The following is a 17,728-nucleotide window of genomic DNA, read 5'->3' on the forward strand; positions in this document are numbered from 1 at the left end:
CTTGCCGTGCCTTTTGCGTCGAGCTCTGAGAAAATGCCCGCACTTTTTTTCCGGATGCCGACATGACTGCCCTGAAGAACGACCGTTTCCTTCGCGCCCTGCTCAAGCAACCCGTAGACGTCACGCCTGTGTGGATGATGCGTCAGGCCGGTCGCTACCTGCCTGAGTACCGCGCCAGCCGTGCCAAGGCCGGTGACTTCATGAGCCTGTGCATGAACCCGGCGTTCGCTTGCGAAGTCACGCTGCAACCGCTCGACCGTTATCCGCAGCTGGACGCGGCGATCCTGTTCTCCGACATCCTCACCATTCCGGACGCCATGGGCCAGGGCCTGTATTTCGAAACCGGCGAGGGCCCGCGCTTCAAGAAAGTCGTCAACACCCTGGCCGACATCGAGGCCTTGCCGATTCCCGATCCGCACAAAGACCTCGGCTACGTCATGGACGCGGTCAGCACCATTCGCCGTGAACTGAACGGTCGGGTGCCGCTGATCGGTTTCTCCGGCAGCCCCTGGACCCTGGCCACCTACATGGTCGAAGGCGGCTCGTCGAAAGACTTCCGCAAGACCAAGGCCATGCTCTACGACAACCCGCAAGCCATGCACCTGCTGCTGGACAAGCTCGCGCAGTCGGTCACCAGCTACCTCAATGGCCAGATCAAGGCCGGCGCGCAGGCCGTGCAGATTTTCGACACCTGGGGCGGCAACCTGTCGGCGGCGGCCTATCAGGAATTCTCCCTGGCCTACATGAAGAAAATCGTCAGCGGCCTGATCCGCGAGCACGAAGGTCGTCAGGTGCCGGTCATCCTGTTCACCAAGAACGGCGGCCTGTGGCTGGAAAGCATTGCCGACGCCGGTGCCGACGCGCTGGGCCTGGACTGGACGTGCGACATCGGCAACGCCCGTGCCCGTGTCGGCAACAAGGTCGCCCTGCAAGGCAACATGGACCCGACCGTGCTCTATGCCAAGCCTGAAGCGATTCGCACCGAAGTCGGGCGGATCCTGGCCAGTTACGGCAAGGGCAGCGGCCACGTGTTCAACCTCGGTCACGGCATCACCCCGGAAGTCGATCCAGAGCATGCGGGTGCGTTCCTGCGCGCGGTGCACGAGTTGTCGGCGCAGTATCACGAGTGATCTTCAGGCGTTAAACGAATGGGAGCGAGCCTGCTCTCGATAGCGGTGCATCAGCCATCCTTGTATTGGCTGACACTCCGCCATCGCGAGCAGGCTCGCTCCCTCATTTGTTTGTGGTGGAGCGAGTTCAGGCGCTCACATTTGCCAACGGCGGCAGTTTCGCCAGTTTCAACGCGATCAGCAACGCCACCACCAGCAACGCACCGATGAACAGGCCGATGCCGTTCCAGCCGCCGAGGTGCCAGAACACGCCGCCGGCGGTCCCGGCGATGCTCGAGCCGGCGTAGTAGCTGAACAGGTACAGCGACGATGCCTGGCCCTTGGCTTTGGTGGCGCGGCGGCCGATCCAGCTGCTGGCCACCGAATGCGCGCCGAAGAAGCCGAAGGTGAAAATCAGCATGCCGATGATGACCACGGGCACCGGGGTGAGCAGGGTCAGGCCGAGACCGGCGAGCATCAGCACGATGGTGGCCCAGAGCACCTGGCGCCGGCCCAGCTTGTCCGCCAGGGCGCCGATTTTCGCTGAACTGTAGATGCCCGACAGGTATACGACCGAGAGCAGTCCGACGTAGGCCTGGTCCATATGGTACGGCTCGGCGAGCAGACGGTAGCCGATGTAGTTGAACAGGGTGACGAACGCACCCATCAGGACAAAGGCTTCGAGAAACAACAGCGGCAAGCCGGCATCGCGAAAATGCATGGTGAAACCGTCCAGCAGGCTGCGCGGGTGCAGCGAGCGGGGGCGGAAGTTGCGCGATTCAGGGAGGATTTTCCAGAACACCGCCGCCGCGACCAGTGCCAGGCCGCCGACCACCAGCATCGCCGTGTGCCAGCTGACGAAGTCGATCAAGACACCGGTGATCAAGCGCCCGCTCATGCCGCCGATGGCGTTGCCGCCGATGTACAGCCCCATCGCCAGGCCAATGTGGTTGGGGTGGATCTCCTCGCTCAGGTAGGTCATGGCTACCGCCGCCAGGCCGCTCAACGACAAGCCGATCAACGCACGCATCAGCAGCACGCCCTGCCAGCTCGGCATCATCGCACTGGCGATGGTGCACAACGCAGCGGCAAACAGCGCCAGGACCATCACCGGTTTGCGCCCGACGCGGTCGGAGATCGGCCCGGTGATCAGCAGGCCGATGGCAAGCATGCCGGTGGCCACCGACAGGATCAGGCTGCTCTGCGCAGCGTTGATGGCGTATTCGTGGGACAGCAGCGGCATCATCGGTTGCACGCAGTACAGCAACGCGAAGGTGGCAAAGCCGCCGCAGAACAATGCCAGCACCGTGCGCATGAACATCGGCGTGCCTTTTTCGATGTAGATATCCTTGAGCTCGGCGGCGGTCTCACCCAGTGCGGCGGGAGGAACTTCATGGGCGAGTGGAGCGACAACAGTTTTCACTTGAGACCTCGGAGCAGGCAGCCGGTCAGGCAATGAAAAAAGCATATAGCTGGCTAATGATTCAATCCAATATATTGTTCGACCTGTTTAAGAGGTTTTACGACCTAATGGAGTGTTCATGGAATTGCGCCACCTGCGCTACTTCATCGCCGTGGCCGAGGAACTGCACTTCGGCCGTGCCGCCCAGATGCTGGGCATCTCGCAACCGCCGCTGAGCCAGCAGATCCAGGCGCTGGAACAGGAGGTTGGGGCGCGGTTGTTCGAACGCACCAATCGTCGGGTCGAATTGAGCGAAGCGGGGCGGTTGTTCCTGCAAGAGGCGCGACTGGTGTTGGCGCAGGTCGACAAAGCCGCCGATGTGGCGCGCCGGGCGCAGTTGGGTGAACTGGGCGAACTGAAGATGGGGTTCACCTCGTCGGCGCCGTTCAACTCGACCATTCCCCAGGCGATTTTTACCTTTCGCCAGCGCTTTCCAGCGGTGCATCTGACCCTGCGGGAAATGAGCAGTACCCAGGTGGCCGATGCGCTGGTGGATGAATCGATTGAAGTCGGCATCATGCGCCCGCTGGGTTTGCCGGATTCGCTCAGCGTGGTGGAATTGATGAGCGAACCCCTGGTGGCGGTGCTCAGCTCCAAGCATCCACTGGCGCTTGGCAGTGAAGACGGTCTGTTTCTTTCAGCCCTGGCTCAAGAGCCCTTTGTGTTTTTCCCACGCAGTTACGGCAGTGGGTTGTATGCGCAGTTGTTGGCCCTGACACGGGATGCAGGGTTCAGCCCGAACTTCGCGCAAGAGGCGGGCGAGGCGATGACCATCATCGGGCTGGTGGCCGCGGGGCTCGGCGTATCGGTGCTGCCCGCTTCCTACCAGCGGGTGCGCATCGATGGCGTGGTTTACCGGCGTTTGCTCGACCCGGCTGCGGTGTCGGCGGTGTGGCTGGTGCAGCGCAAGGATCAGAAATCGCCGATGGCCAAGGCGTTTGTGGCGTTGTTGACGAGCAAGGGTGAGGGTGGTTGACCGTGGGCAAACAGATGCGTTTGAGGCAATCGAGGTCGCAGTGCGCAGTGCGCAGTGCGCTGGGTGTGAAGGTTTGAAGCCGACCTGTTTGTGAAAGGGCGCCGAAAGGCGCCCTTTGTCGTTCTGGCGCTACTGAGACCAACGCCGGAAAATCAACGACGTGTTCACCCCGCCAAAGGCAAAGTTGTTGTTCATCACGTACTGGTTGTGCATCTGCCGGAACTCGCCGCGCAGGTAGTCGAGTTGGCCGCAATGCGGGTCCACCACATCGAGATTGAGGGTGTGGACGTACAGGTCGCGATTGAGCATTTCGATGCTGAACCAGGACTCCAGTGCACCGCAGGCGCCGAGGGTGTGGCCGAGGAAGCTCTTTTGCGAACTGATCGGCATGTGCTCGCCGAACAGGCTGCTGGTCGCCAGGGTTTCGGCGATGTCGCCCTGTTCGGTGGCGGTGCCGTGGCCGTTGACGTAGCCGATGTCCGATGGCTGCAAGCTGGCGTCTTCCAGTGCCAGTTCCATGGCGCGGCGCATGGTCGCCTGTTCCGGGCGGGTGGTGTGCTGGCCGTCGGCGTTGCTGCCGAAGCCGACGATTTCGGCGTGGATATGCGCGCCGCGCGCCAGGGCATGCTCGAGTTCTTCGAGCACCAGCATGCCGCCACCTTCACCGATCACCAGGCCGTCGCGACCGCTGTCGTAGGGGCGCGGCGACGTCTGTGGCGCGTCGTTCTTCAGGCTGGTGGCATACAGCGCGTCGAACACCATGGCTTCAGTGGGGCACAGTTCTTCGGCACCACCGGCCAGCATCAGTGGCAGGCGACCGAACTTGATCGCTTCATAGGCATAGCCGATGCCCTGGCTGCCGCTGGTGCAGGCGCTGGAGGTGGGGATCAGCCGGCCGGTCAGGCCGAAGAAGATGCTGATGTTCGCCGCCGTGGTGTGCGGCATCATTCGCACGTAGGAGTTGGCATTGAGGCCCTCGGCGACTGAGTTGAGCAGCATGTTGCCGAACGCCTTGATCTCGTCGGTGCTGCCCGTGGACGAACCGCAGGCGACACCCATGCGCCCGTCCTTGATCGACTCGTCGCCCAGCAATCCGGCGTCGGCCAATGCCTGTTCCGCCGCACCGACGGCCAGGCGCGAGACGCGGCCCATGCTGCGCAGTTGCTTGCGAGTCCAGTGGCTTGGCACTTTGAAATCATCGATCGGGCCGGCCAGGCGTGTGTTGAGTTCGGTGAAGCGATCCCACTCGTGCATCCGGCGAATGCCGCTGCGATTGCCCGCGAAATGGGCGGCGATGGTGTCCCAGTCGCTGCCCAGCGAGGTGATGCCGGCCATGCCGGTGACGACGACGCGCTTCATCAGCACAGGCCCCCGTTGACGGCCAGCACCTGCCGGGTGATGTACGACGCTTCCGCGGACATCAGGAAATTCACCGCGCCGGCCACTTCTTCAGGCGTGCCCATGCGTTGTGCGGGAATCATTTTCATCAGTTCTTCCACCGGCACATTTTCGTCGAGCATGGCTGTGTCGATCAGGCCGGGGGCGACACAGTTGACGGTGATTCTGCGCTTGCCCAGTTCGATGGCCAGTGCCTTGGCCGCGCCGATCAGGCCGGCCTTCGAAGCGCTGTAGTTGACCTGGCCGCGATTGCCGATCAAACCGGAAACCGAGGTGATGCAAACGATGCGTCCGGCCGCGCGACGACGGATCATCGGCATCATGACCGGGTGCAGCACGTTGTAGAAACCGTCGAGGTTGGTCCGCATCACCACATCCCAATCATCCTCGCTCAGCGCTGGAAATGCACCGTCGCGTGTCAGGCCGGCGTTGAGCACCACACCGTAATAGGCGCCGTGGCTGTCAACGTCGGCTTCCAGGACCGCCTTGCAACTGGCGCGGTCGGAGACGTCGAATGGCAGGATGCGCGCCTGGCGGCCCAAGGCTTCGATGTCGGCCTTCACGGCCTCGGCGTCCGCAAGGCCGTTGCGGCAATGCAGCACGATGTCGTAGCCGGCCTGGGCCAGGCGCAGGGCGATGGCGCGGCCGATGCCACGGCTGGAACCGGTGACCAGTACGGATTCAGTCATGCCTGGGTTCCTTGTGAAGGGGCTTGTGGCGTTTCATGGAGGTATTGGGCCGCCTGCGGCGGTCGAAACACATTCAGACGAGCGGTCGCATGAATGCCGGGAGCGTTGATATGGCATTCGAACACGCCCATGCCGTTCTCGTCTTCCAGCGAGCGAATGCCGTGAATGGCCAGCTCGGTTCCCGCAGGGAAATGATCGACGTTGCATTCGAACTTGCGCGTGCCCAGCAGGAAACCCAGCGCCACGGCATCGCCGCGCTGACGCGCATGGCAACCGGCGTAGGCGGCCACGCTCTGGGCCATCAATTCGATGCCGACCCATGCCGGCAGGCCGCCGTCGGGACGACTGAACAGGCCGTCGGGCCTGACGGTGAGGCGGGTGCGAATCTGCTCGTCATCGAACGCCAGGATCTGATCGATGAGGATCATGTCGCCGGCGTGCGGCAGCAGTTCGGCGAGCGGCCAGTCAATCATGGGGCGTCTCCGATAATCAGGCTGACATTATTGCCACCGAAGGCAAAGGAATTGCTCATCAGATAGCGAGGTGCAATGGACGTCAGATGATCGGTTGTGGTCACCCATTTCAAGGGCGGCAGGTCGGGATCCTGCTGGCCGTCCCAGACATGAGGCGGCAGCGCTTGCCGGTGGTTGTCCGCACTCAGGCTCAGCCAGCAGAACGCCGCTTCCAGCGCGCCGGCTGCGCCGAGGGTGTGGCCCGTCATGGGTTTGGTCGACGAGCACGGCACGCCGTGCGCAAACAGCGCCGCGACGGCCAGGCTTTCCATGGCGTCGTTGTGTTGGGTGGCCGTGCCGTGCAGGTTCAGGTAGCTGATCTGTCCAGGTTGCAGCTGAGCCCGGCTCAAGGCCTTGCGCATCGCTTGCAGGGCGCCGCGGCCGGTCGGCTCCGGTGCGGAAATGTGGTGGGCATCGGAACTGGCGCCGCAGCCGAGCAGGGCAATCGAGGGGGTGTCGTTCGGCTGTCGGGTCATCAGGAACAGCGCCGCCGCTTCACCGATGTTGATCCCGTTGCGGTTCACCGAGAAGGGGTTGCAGCGTTGTCCCGACACGGCTTCCAGCGCAGAAAAGCCATTGAGGGTCAGTTTGCACAGCGTGTCCACGCCCCCGCACAGCACGGCGTCGCACAGGCCCAGATCCAGCAGGCGTTGCGCGCTCATCAGCGCCCGGGCGCTGGAGGTGCAGGCGGTGGAAATCACGTAGGCCGGACCGCTCGACTGCAGCCAGTCCGCCAGGAAGTCCGCCGGTGCGCCGAGCTCCTGTTGTCGGTAGTCGTATTCGGCCGGGAACTGCTGTTCGCGGATGTAATGGGCCAGGCCTTGGCTGGCTTCGTCGATGCCCGACGTGCTGGTGCCAAGGACCACGCCGATACGGTCGCGCCCGTAGGTGTGGATCGCGCGGTCGATGTCGTCGCGGATCTGCAACGCCGCTTCCAGCAACAGTTGGTTGTTGCGGCTGCTTTGCCGTGCCAGTTCCGGGGGGATCGGCGCCAGCTCACCGCGCACGGCGGCCACGGGTATCGAACGTTCCGGCACCCAGCCGGCCTCGCTGCGCATGCCGGAGCAATCGCCGGCAAACAGGTTGCGCGCAACCTGCTGTTTGTCGCGGCCAAGGGCGCAGATCACCCCGAGGGCATTGAGGTAGGCGGTCATGGGGTTTCACCGGTCAGCGGCGTGACTTGATACGTCGGGCCCTTGGGCAGTTTCAGTTCAAAGTTCAACGGTTGGGAGTAGCGCACATCCCAATGCTCCGGCAACGAGCGCTGGGCGCCATGTTGCCAGGCCTGCGGGTAGTTGACCGACAATTCGTTCCCGGGTGTCAGGGCGAACAGCAATGCGGCGAACAATGCCCGTGCCTCCGGGTCAGGGGGGAGCAAGCCGTCCGCCTGCCACTGGCCGGCGATCAGTTTCTGGCGTGCCTGGGGGATGCCCAGCAAATCCATCATCGACCAGCGAATGCCCGGCCCTTCGCGGGCGATCACCAGCACCCAGTCCTGACGCTGGCCGTCCAGCAGGCGCTGGATGTGCAATTGTTGAGGCAATGGCAGGTTCGGCGTTTGCTCTGGCAGCGGTGGTCGGCTGGTGCATGCGCTCAGCAGCAAGGCAGCAAACAGCAGACCTGTCGGAGCGAGCTTGCTCGCCAGGCGCTGCCAGGCACCGCGGGCATTCAGAAAACCAGCGTTATCGTTGACGACCATCGCGAGCAGGTTCGCTCCTGCAGAGCACGCACGATTAACGTTGAACATCACTCAGTCTCTGCCAATGGCTTGCGCGCCACCACGTTGACCAGGGTTTCTTCCCGCTGGCCAAAGGGTTTCGGCTGGCGCAGGCCAAAACGTTCAAGCAGGCCGAAATCCCTGGACCGGCTCCACCACAAATACGGATAAGACACGTTGTGCGGCTCGAATTCAAAACCCTGGCGACGGATCATCTCGAGGTACTGGGCGGCGCTTTTCTGCACGTGCATGGGGTGGCGGAACAACCAGCGGATGACCCAGGTATCAATGTAAGCCTCGGTGGACTCGGCGAACAGCAGGTAGCCACCCGGCTTGAGCACCCGGTAGAACTCGGCCAGGGCCTTTTCCTGTTCCACCAGATGATGGAAGGTCTGGTGACAGAACAACAGGTCGACGCTGGCATCCGGTACGGGCAGGGTGGCGCAGTCACCGCCCAGCAGCTCGACGTCGATGCCCTGGCGCCCGGCTTCTGTGTGGCTCTGGTCGAGGCTGTGCGGGTCGGCATCGACACCGAGCAGGCGCTGTGGGGCAAAGGTCTGGCGCAGGTGCTGAAAGGACTTGCCCTGGCCGCAACCGGCATCGAGCAGCACGGGACGGTCCGGCAACGGTTCGCTGAACAGGCTGCGCAGATCATTGATCGCCACCCGTAATACATGATGCTGCCAGGTATGGCTGCGCAGGAACCAGAGACCGAAGCGGGTCTCCTCGACGTAGTGGTCGCTCAAGTAATTCATGTTGCATCCCTTGCACAGAGTTCTGACAGCATTCGCAGTCGGCGTTTGGGTTCGGCGACGAACGGGTTGCGCTCATCCCAGGCGTAACCGGCGAGAATCGAGCTGATCATGCGGCGGATGTCGGGCGAGCTGTCCGGATGATAAATCACATCCTGAAACGTGCCGGCGTACCAGCCCTCGACGTAACAGCGGAACGTATCGACACCGCGCTTGAGCGGTTCAGCGAATTCACGCTGCCAGTCGACACGTTCTCCTTGCAACTGACGGTGCAGGACCCCGGCGGCCATGCTCGCCGAGCGCATGGCGATGGTCACGCCGGACGAGAAGACCGGGTCGAGAAATTCCGCCGCGTTGCCCAGCAAGGCATAGCCCGGACCATGCAGGGTCTTGACGTTGGCCGAATACCCGCCGATGACGCGTGCCGGGGTGTCCCACACGGCATTGCCCAGCACGCCGCCGAGGCTGGGGGTCTGGGCAACGAAACCGCGCAGGCAGTCGTCCAGGTTCTCGCTGCACCCCTGAAAATGCTCCGCTGCCGCCACCACGCCCAGCGAGCAGCGGCCATTGCTGAACGGGATGGTCCAGAACCAGATATCGCGCTGGGTCGGATGGGTGGTGATGAGGATTTTCGTGCGGTCGAAACCCGGTTGGTCGATATGGTCTTCGATGTGGGTGAACACCGCCTGGCGCACCGGGAAGTTCGACGGTGCCTCAAGGTCGAGCAAGCGCGGCAGGACGCGGCCGTAGCCGCTGGCATCGAGCATGAAATCGGCTTCGATGCGGTACTCGCTGCCGTCTTCGCGTTGCACGCCCAGCCACGGTTTTTCCCGGTCGATGTCGACGCTGACGATGGTCTCGCCGTAGCGGATGTCCACGCCTTGCAGCGCTGCCTGATCGGCCAGCAGCTTGTCGAAATCCGCCCGCAGGACCTGGAAGGTCGTCGGTTTGCCCTGGCTGAAGGTGTCGCCAAAGTCGAAGCTGGTGTACTGCTCGCCCCAGGCGAACGCCGCGCCGGTTTTCAGCTGGAACCCGGCGGCGTTGACCGCATCGAGCATGCCGGCTTCCTCGACGAAGTCCAGGCAATGGGACAACAGGCTTTCGCCGATGGAAAACCGTGGAAAGTGCTGGCGTTCGATCACCAGCACGTCATGCCCTTTGCGCTTGAGCAGCGCGGCAGCGATGGCACCCGAAGGGCCCGCCCCGATGATCACGACCTGACGACGTTCCATTTCAGCGGTTGGCATGGGAGTTCCTTTGCGGTGTGGCGGCTTCCAGGGGGATTCGATGCAGACCGATCAGGGCCGGCATCAGTGTCGCGATCAGGCCCATCAGCATCAGCGCAAAGTAGAGCGGCGGGCTGATGAGGTGTTGTTGCAACAACAGGTTGAGAAAGACGATCTCGCTCAAGCCGCGAATATTGAGCAGTACGCTCTCGCGCCAGCGGCTGGCGCCTGCAAACGAAGCGCCGGCCCAACCCAGGCCCAGCCAGTTGCCCAGCAGCTTGCTGGCCACCGGCAGCAGCAACAGTGCGCCCAGTTGCAGCCAGCCGAGACTGCCCATGGCAGTGTGGACGTCGATCTGTACGATGCCGAACGTGAGGATCAGCGGAATCGCGATCCAGGTCTGCAAGCCGGTGATCCAGTTCGCTGGCAGCGGCAGCACCAGTGGCACTTTCAGCGCGGCCATGCATAGCAGATAGCCGATACCGACCATTAACGCGTTGAGCCTGTAGTGCTCGGCCATTACCAGCAAGGCGAAGAAACAGGTGCTGTACAACCGTGGCCGCCGCCCACCGAGCACGCGCAGCAACAAGGGCACGCCGGCACAGGCCAGCGGCAACAGCAGGCTGCTCAAATGCAGGCTGCCCTGGGCGATGGCAAAGACTGTCCAGCAGGTGAGGTCGATCAGGATCGCGGTCTGCACCAGGCGCCGGGTGGCGGCGGTCGGGTAACCGATGTGCCGCAAATACAGATACAGCACCGGAATCGCGGTGATGGCGAACAGCAGGCCGACCGCCAGGGAGCTGATCCACGGCTGTGGCGGCAGCAGCCAGACGGCCGTCGCGAGCCCGCAGGCAAATGGCACGCAGAAACTCGGCAGGGCGATTTTCAGGCTCTGGCGATCGAGTTTCAGGTCGATCACGTCACTGAGGATAAAGCCCAGCAACAAGGCGAAACTCAGGCTGTAGAGGTTTTTCAGCCAGAGCGGCGCGACCAGCGTTGCACCGCTCAACTGCCATTGCGGCTCGATCCAGAAATACATCAGCAGCGGCAGGCCGAGGGTGGCGAGCAGCAACTGGCTGACGATGGGGATCAGCCCGAAGTGCCGCCCCACCCGCGTGGCCACGGCAAACAGCGCCAGGGCCATGGCCCAGAACAGTGCGACCATCATATCGCCGACTCCGCAGCCGGCGCCGCGTGCACCTGCCGCCCGGCCCATGGTGCGAGCAGGAAGCTGAAGGCCAGACCCAGGCTCACCGACAGCCCGAAGTTGCTCACCGCCGGGGTGCTGGACACCGCCAGCAGGCCGAACGACAGCCAGGTGGTCAGTGCCGCCAGCAAGGTGCCCAGCAGACTCACGGCAGCACCGCCGACCTGCTCGCGCATCAGAATCGCGTAGTCGACGCTGATCGCCGTCACCAGCAACAGGCCGAACAGGCTGAACAGGGTCAGCGGCTGGCCGAGCCAGCCCAGGCTGGCGAGGCTGCACACTGCCGCCAGCAGCGGCAGGGCGACGATGCGCAGCGCGCCACCGAGGCCGAACGGCAGCATCAGCACCAGCACGATCAATACGCAGGAGGCGAGTTTCAATTCAGCGGCGCTGATCTGTGTCTGGGCAAAGACCTTGTTCAGGTCGCCCAGTCGATCCACCAGTTCCACGCCCGGCAAATCCAGCACCTGAACCCGCAACAGTGCGGAATCGTTCAGCCCCTGCAGGCTGACCATCGCCGCCACGCCGTCATCGGTCGAACCCAGCCACAGTGTGCGATAGGGTTCGGCCAACGGGCCGGTCAGCGCACTGTCGATGTCTTCGGTGGGCAGGGCCTGCAAGGTCGCCAGTTCGGCTTTCAGTGCCTGAAGCGGTACTCCGACGGCCAGCAGCGGCTGCCAGAACTGCGGCAACCTGGCCAGCGCTTCACGTGTGCGCTGTTGTTCGGCGGGCGGGCTGACCAACTGATTGAGCGACAGATAGCCATTGAGTTTGTCCAGGTTCACCAACTGCTCCAGCCGCTCGCTCAAGGCCGTCTGGCGCTCCAGCAATTGAGGCTGATTGGCCGCCCGCACCAGGAAAAACTGGCTGGTGGGTTGATAGCCGGTGATGCGCGCAATGGTCTGGGCTTCATCGGTCAATTGCTGCGGCGCGCCGATCCACTGGCGGATATCGTTTTTGCTCTCGAGCTGCAGCAGGCCGCCGACACAGAAGGCGACCAGCAACGCCAGCAGCACCGGCGTGCGCGCGATGCCGAGCAGCGCCTCGCGCCGGTCCAGCAGGTACTCGGACACCCGTAGCGGCCAGTGTGCCGGACGCAGGTCCGCACCCTTCAGCAGCGCGGGCAACAGGCACACTGCCGACAGATAGGCGCCCAGCAGGCCGGCGGCGGAGAACACGGCGATCTGGGTCAAGGCCGGGAACGGTGTCCAGGCCAGCGCCAGGTAGCCGATGCAACTGGTGACCAGGCTCAGCGTCAGGCCGGGCAGGGTCAGGCGCAAGGCCGGCCAGCTGTGCCAGGGCCTGAGGCTCCAGCTCTTGGACAAATAGTGCAGCGGGTAATCGACCGCGACCCCGATCAGGCTCGAGCCGAGCACCAGGGTCATCACGTGCATGCGGCCGAACAGCGCCACGCAGGCTACCGCGCCGAACAGCATGCCCACCAGCACCGGGACGAAGGCCAGCAGCACCCGCCAGCGGCGGAAGGCCAGCAGCAACAGCAGCAGAATGCCGAGGGTCGCACCGCCACCGACCCAGGTGATCTCGCGGGTGGCTTGTTGCTGGCCGTTGGCGGCGTAGAGCAGGCCGCTGGCGGCCAGCAACTGCACGTCGGAGCGGGCGGCCTGTTCGCGGCTGTGCTTGAGCAGGTCGGCGACCTGCAATGGCAGGTTCATGTCGAAGGCATTGCCGGTGGTGCGGGCGCGCAGCAATACCCAGCTCTTGCCATCGGCATCGGCGACCAGTGCACCGCTGCCGATGTCCAGTTGCACCGAACCGTGCTGTGGCTGGCTGTTCTGGATACGTCCGGTCAAGCCCAGCCAGTCATCCTGGCTCGGTACCAGGCTGAAGCCGGTGAAGGGGTCGAAAAGCGCCTGCACCCGTTGCTGGATAAAGGCGTCGGGGTGTTCGATCAGTTGCTGGCGATCCTGCGCCGAGAGCATCGCCAGCCGGCCTTGCAGCAGCTGCGCGCGCAGGGCCGGCAAGTCGGCCTGCAGGGTCCACTGGACTTTTTCGAACAGGCCGCTGGCCTGCCATTGCTCGCCCAGTTGTTGCGCCATGGCGACGGCTTGCTGGCGATCCTGATGGCCGACCAGCACCAGCATTTCGCGGTTCAGCGGTTCCTGCATGCGTTGTTCGGCGCGCAGCTCCAGCGCATCCGGCGCGGTGCCCGGGACCAGCTCCATGAGGTTGGCCGACAGCGGAGCGCCGTCACGCCATTGCCAGCCGGCGAGCGCGAGCACTGCCAGCAGCAGGAGCAGAAACAGGCGTGGCAACAGGCGTTCACTCGGCAAAGTCTTGTTGCTCCGCATCGCTCAAGGGTGAAGTGCCGGTGCTGTCCTGCATGCGCATCAGCGTGCGGTCGCCCTGGGTTTCCAGCAGCTCGATGCTGTGCACCAGGGCTCCACCCGTGATGTTGATCTGGTTGAAGACCTGCTTGAGCAGCAGCGAGCGTGGAATCAAGGCCAGGGTCCAGTTTTGCGCATCGCCGCTCAGGGACAGTTCGAAGTCCCGTTGCAGCCCGCTGCTGTCGCCTTGGAGCACGGCCAGGAACAGACGGTTCTGCTCGGCGCCGGCACTCTTGCCAGGCAGCATTTGCCAACCGCCGGCATCGCGTCGGGCGATGCCCTTGGCGGTGATGCGGTAGTCCTGTTGCAGCGGTGTTTTGAGCAGCCACAGCAAACCGTGGTTTTTCGCCAGGACGAAAGTGCCCTGGCTGGTCAGCGGCTGGGGCAGGGCACGCAGGTGCTTTTCCTGGATGAAATGGCCGTGAATGACGTCAGGCTTTGCCAGTTGATCGCTGAGTTGTTGCAGATCGAACGCGTGGGCCAACCCTGGAATGACCAGCAACGCGCAGCACACTGCGGGAACGAGCTTGCTCGCGAAAAACCTGAGCGCGCGGCGGAATGTCAGGCGCCCGGCGTCATCGTTGACGACCCTCGCGAGCAGGCTCGCTCCTCCCGGGGACATCATGGCAGGGCCCTCTCTACGGCGTTGGTGAAGACCTTTGGAGAGACGAGTTGCATCTCGCGGTTGCTCATGTCGACCGCCACCTGCACCGAGCTGGCGCGGGTCAGGCGTTCCCCGGTCTGCACATCGCTGATCAGGTAATGGATCTTCAGGCGGTTCTCCCATTCCACCAGGCTGGCCCGCACGTTGAGCTTCTGCCCGAACACGGCGGCGCGCACGTAGCGCAACTGCAAGTCGATCACCGGCCAGGCATAACCGGACTCGACCATCGCATGGTAGTTGTGACCAATCCTGTCCAGCAGTGCACAGCGGGCGACTTCCAGGTATTTGACGTAGTGGCCGTGCCAGACGACGTTCATGCTGTCGACGTCGAAGAACGGCACGAGGATTTCCGTATCGGTGTGAAGCACGCCCTGGCTACGCATGCAGCCTCCAGTGTTGTTCGGCGATCCGTTGCAGGCACAGGCGCAGTTCGCCTTCCAGCGCACGGTCCTCGATGACCGGTGCGAAATCCCTGGCCAGTGCTTCGTGCATGGCGGCGAGAGCGGGAGGCAACGGCCGCGCGTCCCCGGCCCGGCTGCGCAGCCACACGCCCTGATTGGCCGCCAGCAGCGTGGCGGCGGCGACCTGTTCGGTCAGTTCCAGCACCCGGATCGCGTCGCGGGCGGCGATGGTGCCCATGCTCACCTTGTCCTGGTTGTGGCATTCGGTGGAACGCGAGAACACGCTGGCCGGCATGGTGTTTTTCAACGCTTCGGCGGTCCAGGCGCTGGTGCCGATCTGCACGGCCTTGAAACCGTGGTTGAGCATGGCGCGATCCGCCGTGGCACCGGACAGGTTGCTCGGCAAACCATGGTTGTAGCGCTCGTCCACCAGCAGCGCGAGTTGCCGGTCGAGCAGGTCGGCGACGTTGGCCACGAGGTTTTTCAGGCTGTCCATGGCGAACGCGATGTGCCCGCCGTAGAAGTGTCCGCCGTGCAGCACGCGTTCGGCTTCGGCGTCGATGATCGGGTTGTCGTTGGCGCTGTTCAACTCGGTTTCGATGAACGAGCGCAGCCAGTTCAGGCTATCGGCCAGCACGCCCAGCACATGGGGTGCGCAGCGCAGGGAATAGCGGTCTTGCAGGCGGTGCAGGGGCGCGGTGGGGGCGTCGATGGCCAGGTCCTGGCGCAGCCACGCGGCGACTTGCATCTGCCCCGGGTGGGGTTTGGTGGCGAACAGGCGTTCGTCGAAGTGCTCCGGGTTGCCCTGCAACGCAACGACGTTCAGCGCGGTGATGCGCGTGGCCAGTCGCAGCAGGTAGTCGGCGCGGGCATACGCCAGGCAGGCGAGGCCGGTCATGACCGCGGTGCCGTTCATCAGCGCCAGGGCTTCCTTGGGGCGTAGCACCAGCGGCTGCCAGCCGAGTTCGCGGTGCACATCGGCGGCGTGTCGACGTTCGCCGCGATACATCACTTCGCGCTCGCCGGACAGGGTCGCGGCGACGTACGACAGCGGCGTCAGGTCGCCGCTGGCACCGACCGAGCCTTCCTCGGGAATCAGCGGCAGGATGTCGTGTTCGAGGAATGCCTGCAGGCGCTCCAGCAGCTCGATGCGCACCCCGGACACACCGTGGCACAGCGACTGCAAACGGGCCGCGAGCACCGCACGTGTGGCTGGTGCATCGAGCAGCTTGCCCAGGCCGCAGCCGTGGAAGGTGTACAGATGACGGGGCAAGGCTTCGACGTGATGCAGTGGCACTGCAACCACGCAGGAGTCGCCGTAGCCGGTGGTCACGCCGTAGATCACGCCTTCCTTGTCCAGCAGCGAGTCGAGGAAGCGTGCACCCTTGGCGATGCGCTCGCGATAGGCGGGGTCGTCCTGCAATTGCGTCGGCACCTGGCGGTTGGCCAGGGCTCGCACGTCTTCGATGCGCAAGGGGAGTTCGCCGAAGGTTACCGGCTCAAGCGTGGGCGTCGTCATCGGTCTTCCAGAAAGGGTAAAAGTTGAACCATTGTTGAGGTGCTTCAAGGCAATAGTGACCCAGGCGCTCGGCGTAGCGGGTCGCCCACTGATGAATGACCCGTTCGCGGTCGCTGCGTTTCCAGGCGATCGTGTCGGCGAACGGTTCGAGGGTCAGTCGATAGTCGCCGTCGGGCTTCTTCAGGCACAGCAGCAGGTTGACCGGACATTTCAACAGCCCGGCCAGCAGCCACGGCCCTTGCGGGAACCTGGCTGGATGGCCGAGGAAGTCCACGGTCACGCTGCGCCCGCCGTGCAAGGGCACGCGATCACCGGCAATCGCCAGCCACTCACCACGCTCCAGGCGCTCATGCAGTTGCAACATGATCACCGGGTCGAGCTCGCTGACCTGGATCAACCGCAGATTGGTCGCGCCGGCTTCACCCAGCAGGCGGTTGAACTGCTCGGCGTGCTTGGTATGCACCAGCACGTTCATCGTGACTTTTTCACCGATCTCCGCCAGTGCCCGGCAGACTTCGAGGTTGCCCAGGTGGGCCCCCACCAGCAGCTGTCCACGGCTACCGCGCAACTGGTTGCGCAGCAACGCCGGGTCGATGATTTCGATCTGCTCGATGCTCAGCTTGCCGTTCCAGACATCGAGTTTGTCCAGCATCGAATCGGCGAAGGCCATGAACTGGCCGAACACCCGCCAGTGGCTGGGGCGTAGTTCGTTGCGGCCACTCCAGTCGGCGAGGCGTTGCTGATATTGCCAGGCACTGTGTCGGGCCGTGCGGCCGAACAGGAAAAAGTACAGGACGATGCCATACAGCAGCGGACTCAGCAGCCGGCGACCGAGCACCCTGGCCGCGAAGGCGGTGAACTTCATCAGCCAGAAACTGCCGCGCTCCTGGCGATCGGCCCAGTGTTGCTCGTCGACATCCCGGCTCATGCTCGCCACCGCCGCCAGAGGATCACCGGAGCGCGCAGCAACATGCCGAAGAACAGCCGGGTGTGCATGCTGGAAATCAATACGTTGTCGTGAAACAGGCGAAAGTGCGAGACGCCGTCCAGCGGGTAATGCACCTTGGTCGGCAACCAGCGCATCGGCTGGTTGCGCCAGGCCAGGCGCACCAGGATGTCCGAGTCGAAATCCATGCGCTTGCCGATCCTCGCCGAGTCGATGAGCGCCAGCACCGGTGGCAATGGATAGACGCGAAAACCGCACATGGAATCGCGGATCTGCAAGGACAGTGTGTTGATCCAGACCATCACGTGGGTCAGGTAGCGCGCGTACAGGCGGCCTTTCGGCACACTGGCGTCGTATTGCGGGTAGCCGCAGATCAACGCCTGGGGATGGGCCCGGGATTGTGCGACGAAGGTCGTGACATCCTGCAGGTCGTGCTGGCCGTCGGCATCCACCTGCAAGGCGTGGCTGAACCCCAGGCGCGAGGCTTCGCGCAAACCGGTCATGACGGCGCCGCCCTTGCCCTGGTTGGCGGCGAGGCGAATCAGGTAGATCCTTTCACGCAGGGCCAGTTGGTCCAGCACCGCCGCGCAAGGCTTGTCACTGGCGTCATCCACCAGAATGCACGGCAGGCCGCAGGCGATCAGTGCGTCGACGACCGTGGTGATGGCGCTCTCGTGGTTGAAGACCGGGATGACGGCGCAAGGGTTATGCATGAAGGTGTACGCCTGAGAGACCGGAATGTTTGTTTCGTGAGCAGGCTGGCTGACACAGGGGCGCTGCATCGATCACAAGCCCGATATGGGAG

The 17,728-nt window shown here is 63.8% G+C and carries 17 protein-coding genes; 2 read left to right on the forward strand and 15 right to left on the reverse strand.

What is annotated here, in order from left to right:
• Positions 1–62: 62 nt before the first annotated feature.
• Positions 63–1,130: a uroporphyrinogen decarboxylase gene (hemE, locus tag IB249_RS20915; RefSeq protein WP_192307609.1), complete on the forward strand. Its 1,068-nt coding sequence runs from the start codon at positions 63–65 to the stop codon at positions 1,128–1,130.
• Positions 1,131–1,257: 127 nt separating this feature from the next.
• On the opposite strand, the gene IB249_RS20920 is transcribed toward hemE, so the two are convergent.
• A complete protein-coding gene (locus IB249_RS20920) occupies positions 1,258–2,484 on the reverse strand; it encodes an MFS transporter (RefSeq protein WP_412548019.1) in 1,227 nt (408 codons plus the stop codon).
• 166 nt (positions 2,485–2,650) lie between these two features.
• On the opposite strand from IB249_RS20920, the gene IB249_RS20925 reads away from it, so the two are divergent.
• Positions 2,651–3,547, forward strand: a complete 897-nt coding sequence (locus IB249_RS20925; protein ID WP_192307611.1) for a LysR family transcriptional regulator — start codon at positions 2,651–2,653, stop codon at positions 3,545–3,547.
• 129 nt (positions 3,548–3,676) lie between these two features.
• On the opposite strand, the gene IB249_RS20930 is transcribed toward IB249_RS20925, so the two are convergent.
• The 14 genes from IB249_RS20930 to IB249_RS20995 are packed head-to-tail and all read right to left on the reverse strand — an operon-like array spanning position 3,677 to position 17,636.
• Positions 3,677–4,906 (reverse strand): beta-ketoacyl-ACP synthase, encoded by a 1,230-nt coding sequence (locus IB249_RS20930; RefSeq protein WP_192307612.1) that lies wholly within the window; start codon positions 4,904–4,906, stop codon positions 3,677–3,679.
• Entirely contained in the window at positions 4,906–5,634 is a 729-nt protein-coding gene (fabG, locus tag IB249_RS20935) for a 3-oxoacyl-ACP reductase FabG (protein WP_192307613.1), read from the reverse strand. The genes IB249_RS20930 and fabG overlap by 1 nt, the downstream gene beginning before the upstream one ends.
• Positions 5,631–6,107: a hotdog family protein gene (locus tag IB249_RS20940; protein ID WP_192307614.1), complete on the reverse strand. Its 477-nt coding sequence runs from the start codon at positions 6,105–6,107 to the stop codon at positions 5,631–5,633. The genes fabG and IB249_RS20940 overlap by 4 nt, the downstream gene beginning before the upstream one ends.
• Complete coding sequence (locus tag IB249_RS20945; RefSeq protein WP_192307615.1) at positions 6,104–7,300, reverse strand: beta-ketoacyl-[acyl-carrier-protein] synthase family protein; 1,197 nt, start codon at positions 7,298–7,300, stop codon at positions 6,104–6,106. The genes IB249_RS20940 and IB249_RS20945 overlap by 4 nt, the downstream gene beginning before the upstream one ends.
• On the reverse strand, positions 7,297–7,845 hold the full coding sequence (locus tag IB249_RS20950) for a hypothetical protein (RefSeq protein WP_225607130.1): 549 nt from the start codon (positions 7,843–7,845) through the stop codon (positions 7,297–7,299). The genes IB249_RS20945 and IB249_RS20950 overlap by 4 nt, the downstream gene beginning before the upstream one ends.
• A 47-nt stretch (positions 7,846–7,892) precedes the next feature.
• The gene (locus tag IB249_RS20955; protein ID WP_192307616.1) at positions 7,893–8,618 is read right to left on the reverse strand and encodes a class I SAM-dependent methyltransferase; all 726 of its coding nucleotides are present in this window, start codon (positions 8,616–8,618) and stop codon (positions 7,893–7,895) included.
• Entirely contained in the window at positions 8,615–9,862 is a 1,248-nt protein-coding gene (locus IB249_RS20960; RefSeq protein WP_192307617.1) for an NAD(P)/FAD-dependent oxidoreductase, read from the reverse strand. The genes IB249_RS20955 and IB249_RS20960 overlap by 4 nt, the downstream gene beginning before the upstream one ends.
• Complete coding sequence (locus IB249_RS20965; RefSeq protein ID WP_192307618.1) at positions 9,849–11,009, reverse strand: sodium:proton antiporter; 1,161 nt, start codon at positions 11,007–11,009, stop codon at positions 9,849–9,851. The genes IB249_RS20960 and IB249_RS20965 overlap by 14 nt, the downstream gene beginning before the upstream one ends.
• Entirely contained in the window at positions 11,006–13,357 is a 2,352-nt protein-coding gene (locus IB249_RS20970) for an MMPL family transporter (protein WP_192307619.1), read from the reverse strand. The genes IB249_RS20965 and IB249_RS20970 overlap by 4 nt, the downstream gene beginning before the upstream one ends.
• Positions 13,329–14,018, reverse strand: coding sequence for an outer membrane lipoprotein carrier protein LolA (locus IB249_RS20975; protein ID WP_192307620.1), 690 nt, complete (start codon positions 14,016–14,018; stop codon positions 13,329–13,331). Before IB249_RS20975 ends, IB249_RS20970 begins: the two co-directional genes overlap by 29 nt.
• Entirely contained in the window at positions 14,015–14,440 is a 426-nt protein-coding gene (locus tag IB249_RS20980) for an acyl-CoA thioesterase (protein ID WP_192307621.1), read from the reverse strand. Before IB249_RS20980 ends, IB249_RS20975 begins: the two co-directional genes overlap by 4 nt.
• Positions 14,433–15,977 carry an HAL/PAL/TAL family ammonia-lyase gene (locus IB249_RS20985; protein ID WP_192307622.1) on the reverse strand — a complete coding sequence of 515 codons (1,545 nt, stop codon included), beginning with the start codon at positions 15,975–15,977 and terminating at the stop codon, positions 14,433–14,435. Before IB249_RS20985 ends, IB249_RS20980 begins: the two co-directional genes overlap by 8 nt.
• Positions 15,958–16,905, reverse strand: a complete 948-nt coding sequence (locus IB249_RS20990; RefSeq protein ID WP_192307623.1) for a glycosyl transferase — start codon at positions 16,903–16,905, stop codon at positions 15,958–15,960. Before IB249_RS20990 ends, IB249_RS20985 begins: the two co-directional genes overlap by 20 nt.
• Positions 16,902–17,636: a glycosyltransferase family 2 protein gene (locus IB249_RS20995; protein WP_192307624.1), complete on the reverse strand. Its 735-nt coding sequence runs from the start codon at positions 17,634–17,636 to the stop codon at positions 16,902–16,904. The genes IB249_RS20990 and IB249_RS20995 overlap by 4 nt, the downstream gene beginning before the upstream one ends.
• Positions 17,637–17,728 lie beyond the last annotated feature (92 nt).

The sequence above is a fragment of the Pseudomonas sp. PDM04 genome, from assembly GCF_014851765.1.
Lineage (GTDB): Bacteria > Pseudomonadota > Gammaproteobacteria > Pseudomonadales > Pseudomonadaceae > Aquipseudomonas.